Annotated in this window: 19 protein-coding genes and 1 pseudogene; 13 read left to right on the top strand and 7 right to left on the bottom strand. The window is 62.8% G+C overall.

The window, feature by feature from the left end:
• Window positions 1–2: 2 nt before the first annotated feature.
• On the bottom strand, window positions 3–1,166 hold the full coding sequence (locus ACFC3J_RS02395; RefSeq protein WP_375194616.1) for an efflux RND transporter periplasmic adaptor subunit: 1,164 nt from the start codon (window positions 1,164–1,166) through the stop codon (window positions 3–5).
• A 119-nt stretch (window positions 1,167–1,285) separates the two neighbouring features.
• Here ACFC3J_RS02395 and ACFC3J_RS02390 point away from each other — a divergent pair, with 119 nt between their 5' ends.
• Window positions 1,286–1,873 (top strand): TetR/AcrR family transcriptional regulator, encoded by a 588-nt coding sequence (locus ACFC3J_RS02390; protein ID WP_375194615.1) that lies wholly within the window; start codon window positions 1,286–1,288, stop codon window positions 1,871–1,873.
• A 116-nt stretch (window positions 1,874–1,989) separates the two neighbouring features.
• On the top strand, window positions 1,990–2,154 hold the full coding sequence (locus tag ACFC3J_RS02385) for a hypothetical protein (protein WP_375194614.1): 165 nt from the start codon (window positions 1,990–1,992) through the stop codon (window positions 2,152–2,154).
• Window positions 2,155–2,209: 55 nt separating this feature from the next.
• Here ACFC3J_RS02385 and ACFC3J_RS02380 read toward each other — a convergent pair whose 3' ends face one another.
• From ACFC3J_RS02380 to ACFC3J_RS02370, 3 genes are all read right to left on the bottom strand, one after another.
• Entirely contained in the window at window positions 2,210–5,101 is a 2,892-nt protein-coding gene (locus ACFC3J_RS02380; protein WP_375194613.1) for a M16 family metallopeptidase, read from the bottom strand.
• 112 nt (window positions 5,102–5,213) lie between these two features.
• Window positions 5,214–6,599: a DEAD/DEAH box helicase gene (locus ACFC3J_RS02375; protein ID WP_375194612.1), complete on the bottom strand. Its 1,386-nt coding sequence runs from the start codon at window positions 6,597–6,599 to the stop codon at window positions 5,214–5,216.
• 265 nt (window positions 6,600–6,864) lie between these two features.
• The gene (locus ACFC3J_RS02370; RefSeq protein WP_375194611.1) at window positions 6,865–7,335 is read right to left on the bottom strand and encodes a pyridoxamine 5'-phosphate oxidase family protein; all 471 of its coding nucleotides are present in this window, start codon (window positions 7,333–7,335) and stop codon (window positions 6,865–6,867) included.
• A gap of 116 nt (window positions 7,336–7,451) precedes the next feature.
• Between ACFC3J_RS02370 and ACFC3J_RS02365 the strand changes: the two genes are divergently transcribed.
• The 10 genes from ACFC3J_RS02365 to ACFC3J_RS02320 all read left to right on the top strand — a co-directional run bounded on the left by ACFC3J_RS02365 (window position 7,452) and on the right by ACFC3J_RS02320 (window position 15,143).
• The gene (locus ACFC3J_RS02365) at window positions 7,452–8,024 is read left to right on the top strand and encodes a NifU family protein (RefSeq protein ID WP_375194610.1); all 573 of its coding nucleotides are present in this window, start codon (window positions 7,452–7,454) and stop codon (window positions 8,022–8,024) included.
• A gap of 86 nt (window positions 8,025–8,110) precedes the next feature.
• Entirely contained in the window at window positions 8,111–8,737 is a 627-nt protein-coding gene (gene tsaB, locus ACFC3J_RS02360; protein WP_375194609.1) for a tRNA (adenosine(37)-N6)-threonylcarbamoyltransferase complex dimerization subunit type 1 TsaB, read from the top strand.
• On the top strand, window positions 8,734–9,213 hold the full coding sequence (locus ACFC3J_RS02355; protein WP_375194608.1) for a GNAT family N-acetyltransferase: 480 nt from the start codon (window positions 8,734–8,736) through the stop codon (window positions 9,211–9,213). The genes tsaB and ACFC3J_RS02355 overlap by 4 nt, the downstream gene beginning before the upstream one ends.
• A gap of 113 nt (window positions 9,214–9,326) precedes the next feature.
• A complete protein-coding gene (locus ACFC3J_RS02350) occupies window positions 9,327–9,752 on the top strand; it encodes a MucR family transcriptional regulator (protein ID WP_375194607.1) in 426 nt (141 codons plus the stop codon).
• A 124-nt stretch (window positions 9,753–9,876) separates the two neighbouring features.
• On the top strand, window positions 9,877–10,299 hold the full coding sequence (locus ACFC3J_RS02345) for a transcriptional repressor (RefSeq protein WP_192668525.1): 423 nt from the start codon (window positions 9,877–9,879) through the stop codon (window positions 10,297–10,299).
• A 7-nt stretch (window positions 10,300–10,306) separates the two neighbouring features.
• Window positions 10,307–11,086: a lysophospholipid acyltransferase family protein gene (locus tag ACFC3J_RS02340; RefSeq protein ID WP_375194606.1), complete on the top strand. Its 780-nt coding sequence runs from the start codon at window positions 10,307–10,309 to the stop codon at window positions 11,084–11,086.
• Window positions 11,076–12,425: a tRNA (N6-isopentenyl adenosine(37)-C2)-methylthiotransferase MiaB gene (miaB, locus tag ACFC3J_RS02335; protein ID WP_375194605.1), complete on the top strand. Its 1,350-nt coding sequence runs from the start codon at window positions 11,076–11,078 to the stop codon at window positions 12,423–12,425. Before ACFC3J_RS02340 ends, miaB begins: the two co-directional genes overlap by 11 nt.
• 122 nt (window positions 12,426–12,547) lie before the next feature.
• Window positions 12,548–13,552: a PhoH family protein gene (locus tag ACFC3J_RS02330; protein ID WP_375194604.1), complete on the top strand. Its 1,005-nt coding sequence runs from the start codon at window positions 12,548–12,550 to the stop codon at window positions 13,550–13,552.
• Between the two features lie 104 nt (window positions 13,553–13,656).
• Window positions 13,657–14,163 carry an rRNA maturation RNase YbeY gene (gene ybeY, locus ACFC3J_RS02325; RefSeq protein ID WP_375194603.1) on the top strand — a complete coding sequence of 169 codons (507 nt, stop codon included), beginning with the start codon at window positions 13,657–13,659 and terminating at the stop codon, window positions 14,161–14,163.
• A 32-nt stretch (window positions 14,164–14,195) separates the two neighbouring features.
• Window positions 14,196–15,143, top strand: a complete 948-nt coding sequence (locus ACFC3J_RS02320; protein WP_375194602.1) for a hemolysin family protein — start codon at window positions 14,196–14,198, stop codon at window positions 15,141–15,143.
• A 24-nt stretch (window positions 15,144–15,167) separates the two neighbouring features.
• Here the strand turns inward: ACFC3J_RS02320 and ACFC3J_RS02315 are convergent, their stop codons facing one another.
• A complete protein-coding gene (locus ACFC3J_RS02315) occupies window positions 15,168–15,542 on the bottom strand; it encodes an STAS/SEC14 domain-containing protein (protein ID WP_375194601.1) in 375 nt (124 codons plus the stop codon).
• Between the two features lie 150 nt (window positions 15,543–15,692).
• Here ACFC3J_RS02315 and ACFC3J_RS02310 point away from each other — a divergent pair, with 150 nt between their 5' ends.
• A complete protein-coding gene (locus ACFC3J_RS02310; RefSeq protein WP_375194709.1) occupies window positions 15,693–17,186 on the top strand; it encodes a DUF2142 domain-containing protein in 1,494 nt (497 codons plus the stop codon).
• Window positions 17,187–17,222: 36 nt separating this feature from the next.
• On the opposite strand, the pseudogene ACFC3J_RS02305 reads toward ACFC3J_RS02310, so the two are convergent.
• Both ACFC3J_RS02305 and ACFC3J_RS02300 read right to left on the bottom strand, forming a co-directional pair.
• A pseudogene (locus ACFC3J_RS02305) lies at window positions 17,223–17,603 on the bottom strand (phosphatase PAP2 family protein); the annotation flags it as partial.
• A 172-nt stretch (window positions 17,604–17,775) separates the two neighbouring features.
• Window positions 17,776–18,727 (bottom strand): dihydrolipoyl dehydrogenase (locus ACFC3J_RS02300; RefSeq protein WP_375194600.1); only part of this gene is annotated, 952 nt, incomplete at its 5' end.

The raw sequence follows: 18,727 nt of genomic DNA, 5'->3' as shown, positions 1-18,727 counted from the left end.
GTCTATCGCGCTCCGCCGCCTTGGGTCTGCGCCGACGCGGCCGTCACCTGTTGCGGCCGGCCGGGTCGCACCACCGTGCCCGGACGCAGATTGACCAGACCTTCCACGATCAGCCGGTCGCCCGCCTTCAGCCCCTTCGTGACGATCCATTTGTCGCCAACGGGCCGGTCGGTTTCCACCTGCCGCACCTCCACCTTGTTGCCGGCGCCGACCACCATAGCGGTCGCCCGGCCGCGCGGATCGCGGGTGATGCCCTGCTGCGGCGCAAGAATCGCCTGCGTCCGTTGCCCCTCGACCAGCTTGGCACGGACATACATGCCGGGCAGCAACAGCCCGTCGGGATTGGGGAAAGTCGCGCGCAGCGTCACCGCGCCGGAGCTGGGGTCGACCGTCACTTCGGAAAATTGCAACCGGCCCTCAATCGGATAGACACTGCCGTTGGGCAGCAGAAGCTGCACCCGGGCGCCCTGATCCGCGCTGACCCCGCCCGCCTTCATAGCCTGCCTGAGATCGATGATCTGCGCAGCCGATTGGGTGACGTCGACATACACCATGTCGGTCCGCTGGATGGTCGCCAGCGCATCGGCCTGCCCCGTCTGGACCAGCGCGCCCGGCGTGAACAGCGACCGCCCGATGCGGCCCGAAATAGGCGCCCGAATCCGCGTGAAGTTCTCGTTCACCTGCGCTGCCTGGACAGCTGCGCGCTGCGCCGCAACATCGGCCCGCGCCTGCTGGGCGGCGGCATCGGCATTGTCCGCCTCCTGCCGGCTGACGGCGTTGATGCCGACCAGTTCCCTGTAGCGCTGCGCCTGCAAGCCGGTTGCCCGGATCGAGGCCTGCGCCCGCGCCAGCGAACCCTGCGCCTGGCTCAGCGCGGCACGATAAGGCGCGTCCTCAACTTCATACAGCAGTTGCCCCGCGCGCACATAAGCCCCCTCGGTAAACAGGCGCCGGCGGATCACTCCGCTGATCTGCGGTCGGACTTCTGCCGTCTCGACCGCTACGATGCGGCCGGGCAGTTCCGCCGTCAGCGGCGCAGTCTCGACTTTCATCGCGACAACACCCACGGCAGGGGGCGGTGGCGCCGGTTGCTGCTTTTCCCCGCAACCACCCAGGGCCACCGTTGAAACGCAGGCCAGCAGCCCGGCAAAAATCCCCTTTTGCATCGGCCGATGCTCCATCTCGAAAATACGACAGATAAGGAATGAACGTTCATTCCGCTTGCACAGCAGGTAGGAACATGCCACATTTTGTTCAAGAGTAAAAAACGCATTGGGGACGGAATTTGGTTGCAGTGCAGCATGAAACGAGCGGACGGGTCCGCATCCTGAGCGCCGCCCGCGACCTGTTCGCCGCGAATGGCTTTCACCAGACGTCCATGGCTGAACTGGCTGCCGCCGCACAGGTTTCGGTGGGCCAGATCTACAGGCTGTTCAGGGGCAAGGAAGACATTATCGAAGCGATCGTCGACAGCGACATCAGCGATCGGGAAGCCGTCATGCTAAGCCTGCAACGACGGCTTGATGCAGGCGAAATCGATATCGAAGAAACATTCGAGCTGTTACTGCTGGAGGTCATGGACAATCCGCACGAGGCATTGTCCTTCGACATATTGGCGGAGGGGTTCCGCAACCCGCATGTGGGTCAGACCATTGCCGACATGTGCGCGCAGCTTCGGAGGTCATTGGGCTATTTCGCCTGTGCCGCGAACCCGAACCTTTCCGGCGAAGCGCTGAAGGGCGCCGAAGAAATCATTCTCGCCAGCATGTTCGGTCTGGGCCACCGCAGCCTCTCAGCTCCCGCCCTCAGCGCCGAACGCGCCGCAAAAAACGCTGCGCACATGATCGTCGCCGCGCTCCGTTCGGCGAACTGATCGCCCTGGCGCGGCCAGTCGTCACTTTGTCGCATTGCAGCAGAACTGCTGACGCGGCGCGGCAACTTCATCCCCACTCGGACATTTAAGCCTCCAAGATTTTTCGGGAGGCAATCATGACGATCAGCACATCCTTCGACCGCAGCTATTTCGAAGCGCGGCTGGACCGCAACCGCAGGCTCGCGGCGCGCTCCCGCAGTCCTGAAATCCGCGCGATCCACATGGAATATGTGCGACTGTATCAGCAATTGCTTGAACAGAAGGACACCATCCCGGCCTGACCTTTCTCGCCGTTGGAACGGTTGCGAACGGATTGAATCCGATCAACCGCTCCCATTATTGCGCGGCCACGCCTTCGGGCAATACTACAGCTGACCAGCTCTTGCCGGGCACAAGATATTTGGCGGCCAGCTTCTGAATGTCGGCGGGAGTGACGGTGAGCATATCCTGCGCCATGGTCTGCATCGCCTGCACATAGCGGGGATCATGGGTCGCGCCCTCCATCTGGTTCATCCAGAAGGCGTTCCCCGTCCCGGCGCGCATCAGCAGTTGCCGCATCGGTGCGACGGCGCGCTGCAATTCATCCGCAGTGACGGGATTTTTAGCGAGATCAGCCGCAGTGTCACTCACTACGCCATAGAAATATTTGACCCGATCCGGGCGCACCTGGCTTGTCACAAGAATATAGCCGCCGCCTTCATAGGAAAAGGGCCAGTTATTCTGCACGCTTGGCGAATAGGCCGCCCCTTCGGTCGAGCGCAGCTTGTCGAACAGCCGGTCGTTGAAAATCTGCGTCAATATTTCGAGCTGTCGCGCCTCCCTGGTCAGCGCAAAGCCGCCCGCAGTCGGCCATGCCATGACCGCTGCCGCCTGCTCCTTGTCGCCCTTGTGCCGCAGCACGACCGGCGTTTCGACATGGGCCGGGAAACGCATCGCCCGGTTCGCCGCCGGAACCGGCACATCGGGCCGTGGCGGCAGCGCGCCAAAGGTCGCGGCAACCGCCGCAACGGCGTCGTCAGCCTTCACCTGCCCAAAAATCTGGATTTCGATCGGCCCCGACGCCAGCAACGGCTCCCATGTCGCGCGGAACGCCTGCGGCGTCAGCCCATCTATCTCCGCCCGTGACGGGGTGCGGAAGCGCACATCCTTGTCATGCAGCAGCCAGTTGAGATCACGCGCCAGAACGCTGTCGGGAGCCCGCGCCATCGCATCATAGGCGACCCCCGCCCCGGTCTTGACCCGCGCGATCGGCGCGGGGTCCCATCCGGGCGCGAACAGCTTGGTCGCGAACAGTTGCAACTGGTCCTTATAGTCCGCCGGGCGCGTGACCGCCTGCATTTCGAAGGCGTCATCGTCGATGGAAAAGTCCATTCCCATACGGCGACCATTGGTCAGATCGTCCAGTTCCCGCTGACCGAGCTTGCCTATCCCGCTCGCTACCAGCGCGTAGTCGGCCGCCCAGCCGGGCGCCGGCCTGGTCGGCGAAAAGGCCTGCTGTCCATGGCCAAAGCGGACATTGATGCGCACCTTCTCCGTTTCGGCATCATTGGCAAAGAGGGTCAGCTTGACGCCGTTGGAAAAGCTTATACTCTCCATTCCCGGCAGGCCGATGGGCGTGCGCGACACGACCTTGCCCGGCACGCCCAGTTTCGGCAGATCGGCCATGGTCACGACTTTGTCGCCCAATCGCACATTGGTCGCCGCCTTGACCGGCGCCGCAACCGCCGCTGCCAGCTTCGCGTCGATGTCCGGCAATACCTTGCCTGTGACCAGCATCGCCCGGAACACCCCCGCCGAAAACAGCCGCTTGGTTGAATCCAATATCTTCTGCGGCGTCATTGCAGGCTTGCCCGAACGGAAAATGTCGAGCGCCGCCTGCGGGCTGACCGTGGTTTCGCGAATATCGACCGCGCTCACCAGATCGCTCGCCTGCTTGGCTCCCGCCTCCGTGTCGGCATTTTCGACCTGAATCGCGAGCGCCGTGTCCATCTGCGCATATTCGCGATCGATCTCGATCTGGCTCGGCGGCGTCTCCTTGGCATCTTCGATAATGGCGCGGACGTCGGCCAGCGCCTTCTCCCAATTGTCGCCGGAAGGAACCAGGGTGATGAAGGTGCCGTCGGCCGATCGGCTCACATCCTGCTGGTCCGCGCTCGCCTGAAGGAAGCTGCCGCCCGCCCGCGCCGCCTGCTCCAGCCGCCGGTTGACGATCTGAAGGGCGAGCATGTCGGTCAGCTTGTCCTGATTATAGACGATCGTGTCGGCATGGGGCTTCCACGGCCGCAGCCACGCCATGGTGAGGCCGGTCGGCGCACCCGGCTCCACCGTGACCTTGGTGGCGGGCGCCTTGGGATCAGGCTCGCCGAAATCGGGCAGCGGCGCGCCCTTGCCGGGGACCATCCAGGACGCGAAATTATCCTTGATCAACTGCTCGGCCAGCGCCGGGTCGATGTCGCCGGCGATCGAGATCACGGCATTTTCCGGGCGATACCAGCGCTGGTGAAACGCCTCCATCTTCGTCGCCGTCACCGCGTTCAGCGTCGCGACGGTCCCGATCGGGCTATGATCGGCCAGAGGTTGCCCGGCAAAGAAGTGCTGCCGCGTCGCGTCGGAAATCCGCATCTGCGGCCCGTCGCCCTCGCGCTTTTCCGCCAGCACGACGGCACGCTCGGCATTCACCGCACTGTCCACGATATTGGGATCGGCCATCATGCCCGAAAGGATTTTCAGGCTCTCCCCCAGGCTGGTCTGCGTCGCCTGCGGCAGATCCAGCGCATAGGTCGTTCCGGTCGGCGTGGTCTGCGCATTGCTGTCGCTACCGAAAGTCACGCCCAGCCGCTGCCAGATGCGTTTGGATTCACCGTCGGGCACATGGCGGGAGCCGCGAAAGGTCAGATGCTCCATGAAATGGGCGTAACCCAGCTCATCGGGATGCTCCATCAGCGACCCGGCATCGATCCGCAGCCGCACCGAAACCTGCCCCGGCGGCACGCCATTGCGCCGGATCGCATAGCGCAACCCGTTCGGCAGTTTGCCGAAGTGCCACGCCGGATCGATCGGCACATCGCTATTCTCATAGAGCCAGGGCCGGATCTGCGCTTTTGTCGATCCGGGCGCGGCGGAATTGGCGACCGGGTCCGTTTTCGCGGCAAGAGGCGCGGAAACTCCCGAGAGCAGCAAGGCGAGGACGGACAGCGAAGCGGCGGAACGCCGAAAGGAAAAGCTCATGGTCGCGCAGCCTAATGAGATTTTCCTGAATGACCACTGACAAAGATGGCCGGAAGATGAACGGCTTGTCCTATCATCCGGCCACTACAGATCAGCGACTAGGGAAAAAGGCTTACCGCCCGCCTGTCTTCTGCACGGCGCCCTTATGAGCGCCGACGCCGCTGCCTCCCCGCCGGCGACGGAAATTCTTCTTCGCGGGCTTGGCGTCACCGTCAACCCAATGCGCCCGCTCGGCATTGCCGCGCGGCTGCTGCTTCTGCTGGTCCTGATAACGGCGCTGTCCTTCGACCCGCTTCGCCTTCTGCTCGGGCGTCTGCTCGCGGCCCTTGCGCTGGGGTGCGGCCTTGGGAAGATTGCGCACCGCTTCCATGAAATTATCCGGCAACGGCACGACATCGAGCTTCACCTTGGTCGTGCGCTCGATCGCCTTCAGATAAGGCCGCTCGTCATCCGCCACGAAACTGATCGCAATGCCCTCGGCTCCTGCCCGCGCCGTGCGGCCGATACGGTGCACATATTGCTCCGGCACATTGGGGAGCTCGAAATTGATGACATGGCTGACGCCCGAAACGTCGATCCCGCGCGCGGCAATATCGGTCGCTACCAGCAGCTTCACATGCCCATGGCGAAAAGCCTGCAAGGCGGTGGTCCGCTGCGCCTGGCTCTTGTTGCCATGAATGGCGACCGCCTGGATCCCCGCCCCTTCCAGAAAGCGCACGACGCGATCCGCGCCATGCTTCGTCCGGGTGAAGATCAGGGCGCGGTCGATATCCTCGTTCCTGATCGTCAGGTTGAGCAGCGCCTGCTTTTCTATCTGATTGACGAAGGTTGCCTGCTGGCGCACCCGCTCCGCCGTGGTCGACTGCGGCGCGACGCTGACCTTCACCGGCTCATGCAGGAACTGGCTGGCCAGTGCCTCGATCTCACCCGGCATGGTGGCGGAGAAGAAAAGATTCTGCCGCTGCTTGGGCAGCAGTTTGGCGATCCGCTTCAGCGGATGGATGAAACCCATGTCCATCATCTGGTCGGCTTCGTCGAGGACGAAGATTTCGGTATCCTTGATGGTGAACGCCCGCTGATCGATCAGGTCGAGCAGACGGCCCGGCGTGGCCACGACGATGTCCACGCCCCGGCTCAAAGCCTTGATCTGACGGTTGATCGGAACGCCGCCGAACACCACTTCGACCAACAGTTTCAGGAAGCGGCCATAGTCGCGGAAGCTTTGCGCGATCTGCGCGGCCAGTTCGCGAGTCGGAGACAGCACCAGCATCCGGCAGCCCTGCAACGGCGTCGGCTTGGGATTACGGGCGAAATGGTCAAGGCTGGGCAGCGCGAAGGCTGCGGTCTTGCCCGTGCCGGTCTGCGCGATGCCGCACAGATCCTTGCCCTTGAGCAGCACGGGAATGGCCTGGCTCTGGATCGGCGTCGGCGAGCCATATTTCTTGGCGGCAAGCGCTTTCAGGATCGGCTCGGCAAGGCCAAGGTCGGCAAATTGCATAGAAAATAACTCACGAAGTCAGCCCCGGCGCCAGCCGGCATGGCCGGGACGCAAGGCGGGTTACGAAACGACCCGCGTGAAAAGGGAAGCCTCAAAGCTTGGCGCAGACTTTCATTGGCCGGCCCCGATGCCTGTTCCGGCCGGAGCGATCACGCTGCCAATCGCTAAAAGGAGTATGGGAACCCCACTGCTGCGTTGCAGCACATATGATAGGAAAAACTGGAAAAAGCAAGCGGTGCCTGCGCATTGCAGGCGCCACCGTTACTCAAAGCGTCACTTCGACATGCTTGCCGCGCATCTCATCCCGCACATCGCCGCCGAACATCTGCTTGAACATGCCGCCCAGCGACATGTCTGCGCGCCAGATCTCCGCACGTCCCAGGTTGAAGCGCAGCATCAGCAGATTCGGGTCCTGCCGGCCGCCCGGATACCAGCTGGCGACGTCATGGGTCCAATAACGGTCGATGACCGCCGGGTCGGTTTCCTCGACCAGCGTGCCGTCGATACAGGCAAACAGGAAATGCCCCTTGCCGACAAATTGCGCCATGGCCGGACCGCCCCCAGCCAGCCGGTTTTCGCGCGTAGTGTAGAACCAGAAACAATGGTTCGCGCCGGGATCGAGCTGAGCCGTCATCGGCATGCTATGCTCGTGCGACCCCTGCAGCCCAACCATCAGAAACGGACTCTGCGACAGTTCGGTCCAGAAACGGTGGCGAATGTCGGACTCGTTGCTCATCTTCTCTCTCCCTTCGATCTCACGCGGGACTCAATCGACGGCTGGAAGCGAAAGTTCCGGCACCCAATTTAGCACGAAAGCTTGATCTTGCGCACTCTTCTCTCCACATAGCGCGCATGTTGATCGAGACCGAAGCGACGCCCAATCCGGCCACCGTCAAGTTCATTCCCGGCCGTGTGGTCATGGGCATGGGAACCCGCGATTTCGCTACACCGGAAGAAGCGGAGGCCTCTCCGCTGGCGAGCACGCTGTTTGACCTTGGCGACGTGACCGGCGTGTTCTTCGGGGGCGACTTCATTTCGGTAACAATCGCTCCCGGCGCGCAGTGGAGCGATGTGAAGCCAGACATTCTGTCCGTCCTGCTTGACCATTTCTCGGCAAACATGCCGCTGTTCGCGCCCGGTTCGGCTGGCGAGATCTTCGTCCCGGACGAGGAAGAATTTGCCGATGATCCCGAAGATGCCGAAATCGTCGCGCAGATACGTGAACTGATCGACACCCGCGTTCGCCCGGCGGTCGCCAATGACGGCGGCGACATCATCTATCGCGGCTTCGACAAGGGCACGGTTTACCTCAGGATGCAGGGCGCCTGTTCGGGCTGCCCCTCCTCCACCGCAACGCTGAAAAATGGTATCGAGCAACTACTGAAACATTATGTGCCGGAAGTGACCGAAGTTCGCGCAGTCTGACGTCGAACGGCCAATTGGCAAATCGGTCCGGATCGATTAACCGCTGATCAACGCCGCAGCGGGCGGACGGATTACAGGGGTCTTGTTTGCGCATATTGGTCATCGATACCGCGACGCAGGCGCTGTCGGTGGCGCTGCTCGATGACGGCACGCCAGTCGGCCATTTTCATGAGATCGTGGGGCGTGGCCATGCGGAAGCGCTGCTACCCGCCATCGCCGCCATGCCGAATGGCGGGCGCGCAGACGCCATCGCCGTAGATGTCGGACCCGGCAGCTTCACCGGCGTCCGGATCGGCATAGCGGCCGCCCGCGCTCTGGCTCTGGCCTGGAACATTCCCCTGCATGGCTACAGCGCCCTGTCGCTGATCGCGGCAAAGGCGGCGTTCGGCCATGAGGGCGAGTCCCTGACCGTCACCATCACCGGCGGCCATGGCGAATTATTCTGGCAAAGATTTTCGGGCGATGGCCGCTTGGCAAGAACGGCGCCCGCTTCAACCGCGATTGTAGCCCTTGCGGCGCAAATTGCCGATCCGGTTCTGTACGGGACCGGCGCCGAAGCGCTGATAACCGCGCGCGGGGCCGGCACGGCGATCAGCCTCTATCCCGATGCAGCCGATTATCCGCTGATCGCCGCGCAGCAACCCTTGTCCCCCTCGCCCATCTACTGCCGCGGCGCCGACGCCAAAACAATGGCTGAGCGGGCTGCATCATGATCCCCGGCCTTACCCTCGAAACCTATGAGGAAGGCGAGCGCAACGCGATGAGCGATGCGATGGACGTCATGACCCGCGCCTTCGACCCGGCCTATGGCGAAGCATGGACGCTGCCCCAGTTGGCGGGAGTGATGACGATGCCGGGAACCTGGCTGACCATCGCCCGCATCGATGCCGCACCGTTGGGATTTGCACTGGTCCGGTCGGTCCTCGACGAATGTGAATTGCTGCTGCTTGCGGTCAGTCCGCTCTGGCGCGGGCGCGGCGTTGGCGAGGCCCTGCTGCTTGACAGCCTCAAGACGGCGCGCAGACGGGGCATTACGTCGATGAACCTGGAAGTTCGCTCATCCAATACAGCAATAAGGCTATATGAAAAAACTGGTTTCGAATATGTTCACCGCCGTCCCGGATACTATCGGGGCAACGACGGTCAACTTCACGATGCCTTAAGTTTTCGTCTAGACATGCTTAGATGACGTAAAACACCGCTTGCCAAAAAAATGCCACAGGTTTAGCTGACCCGTACCGCTCCTGAAATGATTTTGCTTGGGCGGGTCGCCCCAACCAATAGCCTTCGCAGGAAAAACAAATGGAAATCGAATCAGCCCAGAGCGAACTGCTCATTACTTTGACGTCGGATATTGTGGCGGCCCATGTCTCCAACAACAGCGTCGCCGTCTCTGACGTATCCACATTGATCCAGAATGTGCATGCCGCGCTTTCGGGTCTCGCCACGCCGGCCGCCGCGCCGGAAGTGAAGCCGGAACCCGCCGTGTCGGTCCGTTCGTCGATCAAGCCGGATTACATCATCTGCCTGGAAGACGGCAAGAAGCTCAAGATGCTGAAGCGGCACCTGATGACCCATTATCAGATGACTCCGGAAGATTATCGCGCCAAGTGGGGCCTGCCCGCCGACTATCCGATGGTCGCCCCCAATTATGCCGAACAGCGTCGTAGCCTGGCGAAGAAAATCGGCCTCGGCACCAAGCGCCGCCGCGTTAGGGCCGCGAAATAAGCTGCCGAATCGCAGGCCAAAAGCCGATAAGCAAGGGGTGCGCGGACCGCGCGCCCCTTTTATAATTCGGCAAAAGCCGCTACGCTTTTGCCGAAATACCCACATTACAGCCAAGTGAGCCTGCATGAACCGCAAGATCGACGTCGAAGCCCTATGCCATGAAAAGGGCCTGCGCATCACTGAACAGCGCCGCGTCATCGCCCAGGTGCTGAGCGAGGCCACCGACCATCCGGACGTTGAGGAACTGCATCGCCGCTCCGCCGCCATCGATCCGGGCATTTCCATCGCCACCGTATACCGCACGGTGCGCCTGTTCGAAGAAGCCGGCATTCTGGATCGCCATGACTTTGGCGACGGCCGCGCCCGCTATGAGGCTGCCCCGGAATCCCATCACGACCATCTGATCGACGTCGAAACCGGCAACGTGATCGAATTTGTCGATCCGGAACTGGAACAGCTGCAAAAGCAGATCGCCGAAAAGCTGGGCTTCCGCCTGGTCGATCACCGCATGGAACTGTACGGCGTCGCGCTCGACCGCAAGAACTGAAGGCAGCTTGGCCAGACTCCGCCGCACCCTCCGTTTCTGGGCGCGCACCGGCGCGCTGGCCGCCAGCCTGCTGCTCTGCCTGATCCCGCACCTGCTCTGGCGCGCCGCGGGCGGCCGCTCCCCCTGGCCCCGGCTCTTTCTCGCCATGGCCGCCCGGTCGGTCGGCGCGCGGATCCGGATCGAGGGGCATGTCTTTCACGGTGACAGCTTCATCATCGCCAACCATGTCAGCTGGGTGGACATATTGGCGCTGGGCGGCGCAACCGGCGCTGCGTTCGTCGCACATGACGGCATAGCGGGCTGGCCGGTCATCGGCTGGCTCGCGGCGCAGAACAACACGCTGTTCGTGGCCCGCAACCGGCGAGGCGCGCTTTCCTCCCAACTCGATGCGCTGCGCGCCGCGCTTGCCGGGCATCAGCCCGTGGCGCTTTTCCCTGAGGGCACGACCAGCGACGGCAATGAACTACTGCCCTTCAAACCCTCGCTGCTTGCCGTTCTTCTCCCGCCGCCTCGCTCCGTCCGCATCCAGCCGGTGCACATCGATTATGGCGCGGCATGCGCTGAAATCAGCTGGCACAGCAACGAACCGGCGGCCGAGAATGTCAGGAGACTGATGGAGCGCAATGGCCGCCTCGAGGTCATCCTGCGCTTTCTTGAGCCTTTCGACCCTGCAATCTGCCCGGATCGCAAGGCCTTGGCCGCGACCACACAAGAAAGGATCGCTGCGAGCATCGCCACCTTTCGCTCCGGCTCCACCGCCTGTATAGCTGGACCGCATGAATCGTAACGACGCCAAAAAGACTCCAGCGACTTTCCACGTCAAATCCTTCGGCTGCCAGATGAACGTCTATGACGGCGAGCGTATGGCCGAAATGCTGGGGACCCGCGGCATGACCGCCGCCGCAGAGGGCGCCGGGGCCGATCTGGTCATCCTCAACACCTGCCACATCCGCGAAAAGGCAGTGGACAAGGTCTATTCCGACATTGGCCGCCTGACCCGCGAGGACGGCACGCGCCCGATGATCGCCGTCGCTGGCTGCGTCGCGCAGGCGGAGGGCAGCGAAATCCAGCGCCGCGCCCGCAACGTCGATATCGTCGTCGGCCCACAGGCCTATCACCACCTGCCCGACCTGATCGACAGAGCCGGTCGGGGAGAAAGCGCGGTCGACACCGACATGCCGCTGGCATCCAAATTCGGTGCCCTTCCCGCCCGCACGAAACAGGCACGCCCCACGGCCTTTCTGACGATCATGGAAGGCTGCGACAAATTCTGCACCTATTGCGTGGTTCCCTACACACGCGGTGCGGAGATCAGCCGGACATGGTCCGCGATCCTCGATGAAGCCAGGGCGCTGGTCGACGGCGGCGTGCGGGAAATCACGCTGCTCGGCCAGAACGTCAATGCCTGGACCGGGGAAGACGACAAGGGCCGCGGTCAGGGCATGGACGGCCTCGTCCGCGAACTCGCCAGGATCGATGCTTTGAAGCGGATCCGCTACACGACCAGCCATCCCAACGACATGAGCGACGGCCTGATCGCCGCTCATGGCGACGAGCCGAAACTCATGCCCTTCCTCCATCTGCCGGTGCAGTCGGGCAACGACCGGGTGCTGAAAGCCATGAACCGCAGCCACAGCGCCGACAGCTATCTACGGATCATCGAGCGCGTCCGCGAGGCCCGCCCCGATATCGCCCTGTCCGGCGACTTCATCGTCGGCTTCCCCGGTGAAACCGAGGCCGAGTTCGAGGATACACTGAAGATCGTGGAGCAAGTCCGCTACGCGCAATGCTACAGTTTCAAATATAGCCCGCGCCCCGGCACCCCCGCCGCCGACATGGACGGCCAGATCCCGGCGGAGGTGATGGACGAACGGCTCGCCCGCCTTCAGACGGTGATCAACCGCCATCAGGCCGAATTCAACGCCGCGACCGTGGGCCGCCGCACGGACATATTGCTCGAGCGCAAGGGCCGTCATCCCGGCCAGCTCATCGGCAAGTCGCCCTGGCTCCAGTCGGTGGTCGTCACCGCGCCCGAACTTTCCATCGGCGACATGGTTGAAGTCGATATCATCAGTGCCGGCCCGAACAGTCTGGCCGGCGAACCCAGCAGGAGGAAGGCCGCTTGAACCTACTCAAAGTCGTTTCCGTGGCTACGGGAACCCAGCTCCGGACCGGTCCATCGGGCGCAACGGACAGGAGGTGGATATTCGCCCTGGCGGATATGACAATTGGGAAGGGAGGCTGCTGAATGTCGAAAAAACCGAACCAGAACCACCGCGCCGACGTCGCCGAACGCGCCCGGCTCGAAGTCACCTTCGACCGCCCGCATCTGCTGGGCGCCCTGTTCGGCCAGTATGACCAGAATTTGGTGGCCATCGAGAACCGGCTGGGCGTCTATATCGCCGCACGCGGCAACAAGCTCCAGATCGAGGGCGAAGCCGAAGCCGCCGCCCGCGCCCGCGACGTGATGACCGGCCTCTACAACCGCATCGTCGCAGGACAGGAAATCGACGCCGGTGCAGTCGAAGCCGTCATCGCCATGTCGGCGGAACCGACACTGGACGGCATCATCCGCCACGACGTGGCCGAACCGCCCAAGGTGATGATCCGCACGCGCAAGAAAACCATCGTCCCGCGCTCCGCGACGCAGGTGACGTACATGGAAGCGCTTACCCGCAACGACATCATCTTCGCGCTCGGCCCGGCAGGCACCGGCAAGACCTATCTCGCCGTCGCGCAGGCGGTGAGCCAGCTCATCACCGGCAGCGTCGACCGCCTGATCCTTTCCCGCCCCGCCGTCGAAGCGGGCGAGCGGCTTGGCTTCCTGCCCGGCGACATGAAGGAAAAGGTCGACCCCTATCTCCGCCCGATCTACGACGCGCTCTACGACACGCTCCCCGCCGAGCAGGTCGAACGGCGCATCGCGTCCGGCGAGATCGAAATCGCTCCCCTCGCCTTCATGCGCGGCCGCACCCTCTCCAACGCCTTCATCGTGCTGGACGAGGCGCAGAACACCACCATCGCCCAGATGAAGATGTTCCTCACCCGCTTCGGCGAGGGCAGCCGCATGGTGATCTGCGGCGACCCGCGACAGGTGGATCTGCCACAGCCGGGCATTTCTGGCCTGGCCGACGCCGTGACGCGCCTTGAGGGCGTGGAAGGCATTTCGGTCGTGCCCTTCGGCATCGGCGACGTCGTACGCCACCCGGTCGTCGGTCGCATCGTGCAGGCCTATGAGGGTCCGGATGCATAAAGCACCCCCCAATCCGACAGCCGTTCGTGTCGAGCGAAGCCGAGACGCGAACAGCCACGCATATCGTTTCTCCACTTCGCTCGATACGAACGGAATTCCATTAAATGATTGAAGTTGCCGTCCTTCACGAACAGGGTTGGCCCAAGGGGGATTGGGAATTGCTGGCCCAGCGCGCCGTCGTTGCCGCTATCACGCATAGTCCCTATGCCGCCTTCGCGGCGGAGGAAACGCTCTATGAAGTCGCGGTCAAGCTGACCAGCGATGAAGAAGTGCATCAGCTCAATCGGGCCTATCGGGACAAGGACAAGCCGACCAACGTCCTGTCCTTCCCGATGGTGCAATCCGACCTGCTAGAAACCACCGCCAACACCGACGATGGCGAGGTCATATTGGGCGATATTGTGCTGGCCGAGGGCGTCTGCACCGCCGAAGCTGCGGAAAAGGGCATCTCCATTGCCGACCATGCGACGCATTTGATCATCCATGGGACTTTTCATTTGCTGGGATATGATCATATGGAGGACGCCGAGGCCGAAGCGATGGAAGCTCTTGAGACGCAATCGTTGCTCAGCCTCGGCATTTCCGATCCCTATGGGGATCGATACGGGTAAACGTTCTGACCAACAGGGGAACAGGAAGAGAAATGGCGGAAGGCAGTCCGAAGGACGGCAACGGTTCGAAGGAATCGGACAGTAGCGCCCAGGAAGGCGGTTTATGGAGCGGCCTGAAGTCGCTGCTTTTCGGTGAAGATGAGAGCCACAGTCTCCGTCGCGAGCTGGAAGAGGCGCTCGACGAATATGATGAGGAAGAGCAGGACAAGGGCGCATCCCCTCCTGCCAAGGGCGACCTGTCGGCGATCGAGCGCCAGATGGTGCGCAACCTCCTCCATTTTTCCGAACATACGGTCGATGACGTCGCGGTTCCCCGCGCGGACATTATCGCCATTGAGGAGAAGGCGAGCTTCGCCGACCTCGCCGCCCTGTTTGCCGAAGCCGGGCACAGCCGCATCCCGGTCTATCGCGAAACGCTCGATACGATCGTCGGCATGGTCCATATCCGCGACGCCTTCGCGATCCTGGCGGGCAAGGCGCCAGTCCCTGAAACGCTGGAGCAGCTGATCCGCCAGCCACTTTACGTGCCCGAAAGCATGGGCGCGCTCGACCTGCTCGCGGAAATGCGGGCCAAACGCACCCATCTGGCCATCGTGCTGGACGAATATTCGGGCACCGAGGGGTTGCTGACCTTCGAAGATCTGGTCGAGGAAATCGTCGGCGACGTCGAGGATGAGCATGACGAAGAGCCTGAGGCTCTGCTGATCCCTCTGGACGGCGGTCTCTGGGAAGCCGACGCCCGCGCGGAACTGGATGACGTCGCAAAGGAGATTGACGAACGACTCGCCGATGTCGAGGAAGATGTCGATACGCTGGGCGGTTTGGCTTTCGTGATCGCGGGACGCGTGCCCGGTCCCGGCGAGATCGTCGAGCATGAACAAAGCGGCTGGAAACTGGAGGTCCTCGCCAGCGACGGTCGCCGCGTCAGCCGCTTGCGGCTTCATCCCCCGGCGGCAGGGGAAGCCGAAGACATGGAATAATGCGCCGGCCGGCCCGCTTTCGGATCAACCGGCCTTCGCCTCTTCCCGCTCCGCCAGCAGCCATGCCAATGCCGGATCAGCCAGATCGAATATCCGCAGATAGGGCTGGGTCATCACACGGCGCACCTGCATGCGGGCGATGACGCTGGGCGTGACGATGGCAATGCGCCGGGCCAAGGGAAAATCGCCCAGATTGCGCCCGAAGGATTCCACCGCGTCCTGCGTCTGCACGGCGCTGCCGGTCATATCCATACGCAGCAGATAGCCGGGCTTGAAGCCCTCCTCGATAAATTGCCGCTTCAGCAATCGTGCATATTCCGCAATGACCTGATCCGTAAAGGTGCCCGTCCATTTGATGTCGAGCAGGTTCAGGTCATGCCGGAAATCAATAAGATACATGACACTTCCTCCGGTCATGCACATGCCCATCAAAGCTTACCGAAGATTTACACAGATCCCATAATCCGTTTGATGCAATCGGAATGCACCGCGAAAAATTAAGGGCTTGCCGCTAGAGCCTTGGCCTCGACATGCGGGATCATGGCTGAAATGCGACAGGAACGACCGAATTTTGCCAAGGCCCATCACAGGCCTATTCCGGTTACGCCATGGCTGGTCCATGAAAAATGGCTGTTCGCGCTGATCTGCCTCGCAACCCTGTTCTACGCCTGCGTTACGCCACCTTTCCAGGTGCCCGACGAAAATCAGCATTACATGAAGACGCTGATGCTGTCCGAAGGCCGCATCCTGACCGAACAGAGCGGACCGATGATCGGCGCACCTCTCCCAGGCGCCGCGATCGACCTGCATGATGTTCTCTTCCCCAGCGGCGCATCCGCCACACTGCGCCTTTTCGACATGGGGATGCTCGTCAAAGGATGGACCGGTACGACGGCCAATGCCGCCCGCTTTGCCGACTTTCCGAATGTCGCCAATTACGCGCCCACCCTCTACGCACCCGGCGCGCTGGGCCTCATGATCGGCGACGGCCTTGGCCTGCCGCGACTTGGCGCCTTTTACGTCGGCCGCTTCGTCAATGCCCTGCTGGCGCTCGCCCTGCTCGGTGCGGCGCTCCGTCTGCTCCCTTTCGGTCGTCCGGCCATGTTCGGCGCCGCACTGCTTCCAACTTTCGCTTATCAGAGCGGATCGCTCTCCCCCGATGCGGTGATCAACGGCATCGGCTTTCTCGGCACCGCCCTTGCCCTGCATATCGGATTCATCAGTCGGCGGCCTTCGCGCAGCCTGGCCCTGTTCCTGACCGCGCCCCTTCTCGCGCTTGCCAAGGGTGTTTATCTGCCGCTGATGGCCGCAGGCCTGCGCCTGCCGGAGGATCGGCGTGATCTGCGCCCGTGGCTGATCCTCGCGGCCATGGCGGTCGGCGCTGTCGCCTTCCTGCTCTGGATGAGGTGGTCAGGCGCCAATCACCATGGCAGTCAGGCGCTCTATCACATAGTCTCCCGCAAGACCGGCCAAACCGTCATGACCGCGCCGCTGAGCCAGCAACTGGCCGTGATCGCGCAGGATCCCGCCGCCTATCTACGCATCCTTGCCAGCAGCGTGGCGGAACGATCGCCGGTCTATGCGCTCCAGATCGTCGGCCGCTTCGGCTGGAACGCGATATTGCTGCCTTTATTCGCCTATCCACTCGCCGCTCTGATGCTGGGCGCAGCGATACTGGGCGGCAGCGGCATGCGCTTCCCGCTCGCCCAGCGCCTCTGGTGGCTGGCCATCGCGGCTGGCATTGCGCTGCTGATCGAAACCGCCATGTACCTGACAGGCACCCCGCTCGGCGCAGACTATATACAGGGGACGCAGGGGCGTTATTTCCTGCCGGTCCTGCCGCTGGTCCTGCTGGCGCTGATGCCCACGGCGCCCTTGCGCGGGGCGCGGGTTCTGTTTGCCGGCGCGGGGTTATTGCTGTCGATGATCGCCGCGGCAACCGCCCTCGACAGCTTCTGGGTCCATGGCTTCATCACCGCCGACGGCATGCCCCCGCATCACAGCCTGATCCGGGCACTCATCCTGCCCTCCCCGCGCTGGTAGCCAGGCCCGGCACAAAACCAGCCAGCCCAGGCCTTCGACCCAACCCGCCACCACGTCGCTCGGCCAATGCACGCCCAGCCACACCCGGCTCACTCCGATCAGCCCGATCAGGGCGGCGGCTGCGCCATGGACCGATCGCCGTCCCGTCAGCAGCGCCAGCGCGCCAAAGAAGATCATGTTCCCCGCCGCATGACCGCTGGGAAAACTGTAGCTGTGCACGATGTCCAGATGCGCCAGCAAATCGGGCCGCGGCGCGGCAAAGACCTGCTTGAGCGCCAGATTGAGAAGCGTCCCGCCGGTCACCACCAGCAACAGCCAGAGCGCGCGGCGCCTATCGCGAAAAAAGAGGCGAAGACAGACCAGTCCCGCCAGAGTGATGCGCGCGACCGTCCCTCCAATGGCGGAGGCCGCCAGCATGACGGGCGTAATGAAACCGCCCGCGCCGCTATCCCTGGCGCGTCCCGCCATCCCCATCAGCCCGGCGTTGAGCCGATCCAGCAATCCATGCCGCTGGGCGAGATCGATCAGCAGAACGAAAAAAAGCGCGAGAGCCAATGCCCCCGCGCCTTTCGCAACCAGCCCGTGCCGATCAGATATGAAGCGCGCGCCCATAAGCGGCCAGCACGCTTTCATGCATGGATTCCGAAATGGTCGGATGCGGGAAGACCGTGTGCATCAGTTCCGCCTCGGTCGTCTCCAGCGTCTTGCCGATGGTGAAGCCCTGAATCATCTCCGTCACTTCCGCGCCCACCATATGCGCGCCCAGCAATTCGCCGGTCTTGGCGTCGAACACCGTCTTGGTAAAGCCCTCGGCCTCGCCCAGCGCGATCGCTTTGCCGTTGCCGATGAAGGGGAACATGCCGACCTTCACCTCATAACCGGCTTCCTTCGCCTTGGCTTCGGTCAGGCCGACGCTGGCAATCTGCGGATGGCAGTAGGTGCAGCCGGGAATATTGCGCACATCCATCGCATGGGGGTGCTTGCCCGCAATCGCTTCAGCCGCGATCACGCCCTCATGGCTCGCCTTGTGCGCCAGCCATGGCGGCGCAGTGACGTCGCCGATCGCCCAGAGACCATCTACATTGGTCTTGCAGCTCGGATCGGTCACGATATGACCGCGCTCGGTCTTCACGCCCAGCGACTCCAGCCCGATATTCTCTGTGTTCGGCACGATGCCGATGGCAACGATGACATGGCTGAATTCGCCATTGACGATTTTGCCGTCCCTGCCCTTGATCGCGGCCTTGACGCCATTGGCGCCGACTTCCAGCTTCTCGACACCCGCACCGGTCATGATAGTCATGCCCTGCTTCTTGAGCGCCTTTTCGAGGAAGGCGGAAACGTCCGCATCCTCGACCGGCACCACGCGGTCCAGCATCTCCACCACGGTCACTTCCGCACCCATGTCGTTATAGAAGCTGGCGAACTCGATGCCGATGGCGCCCGAACCGATGACGATCAGCGACTTCGGCGCGGCCTTCGGAACCAGCGCCTCGCGATAGGTCCAGACCCGTTCGCCGTCCGGCTCAAGTCCGATTGCG

This window comes from Sphingobium sp. (genome assembly GCF_041987595.1).
Taxonomy (GTDB): Bacteria; Pseudomonadota; Alphaproteobacteria; order Sphingomonadales; family Sphingomonadaceae; genus Sphingobium.
This window is presented reverse-complemented; position numbering and strand designations above follow the sequence as displayed.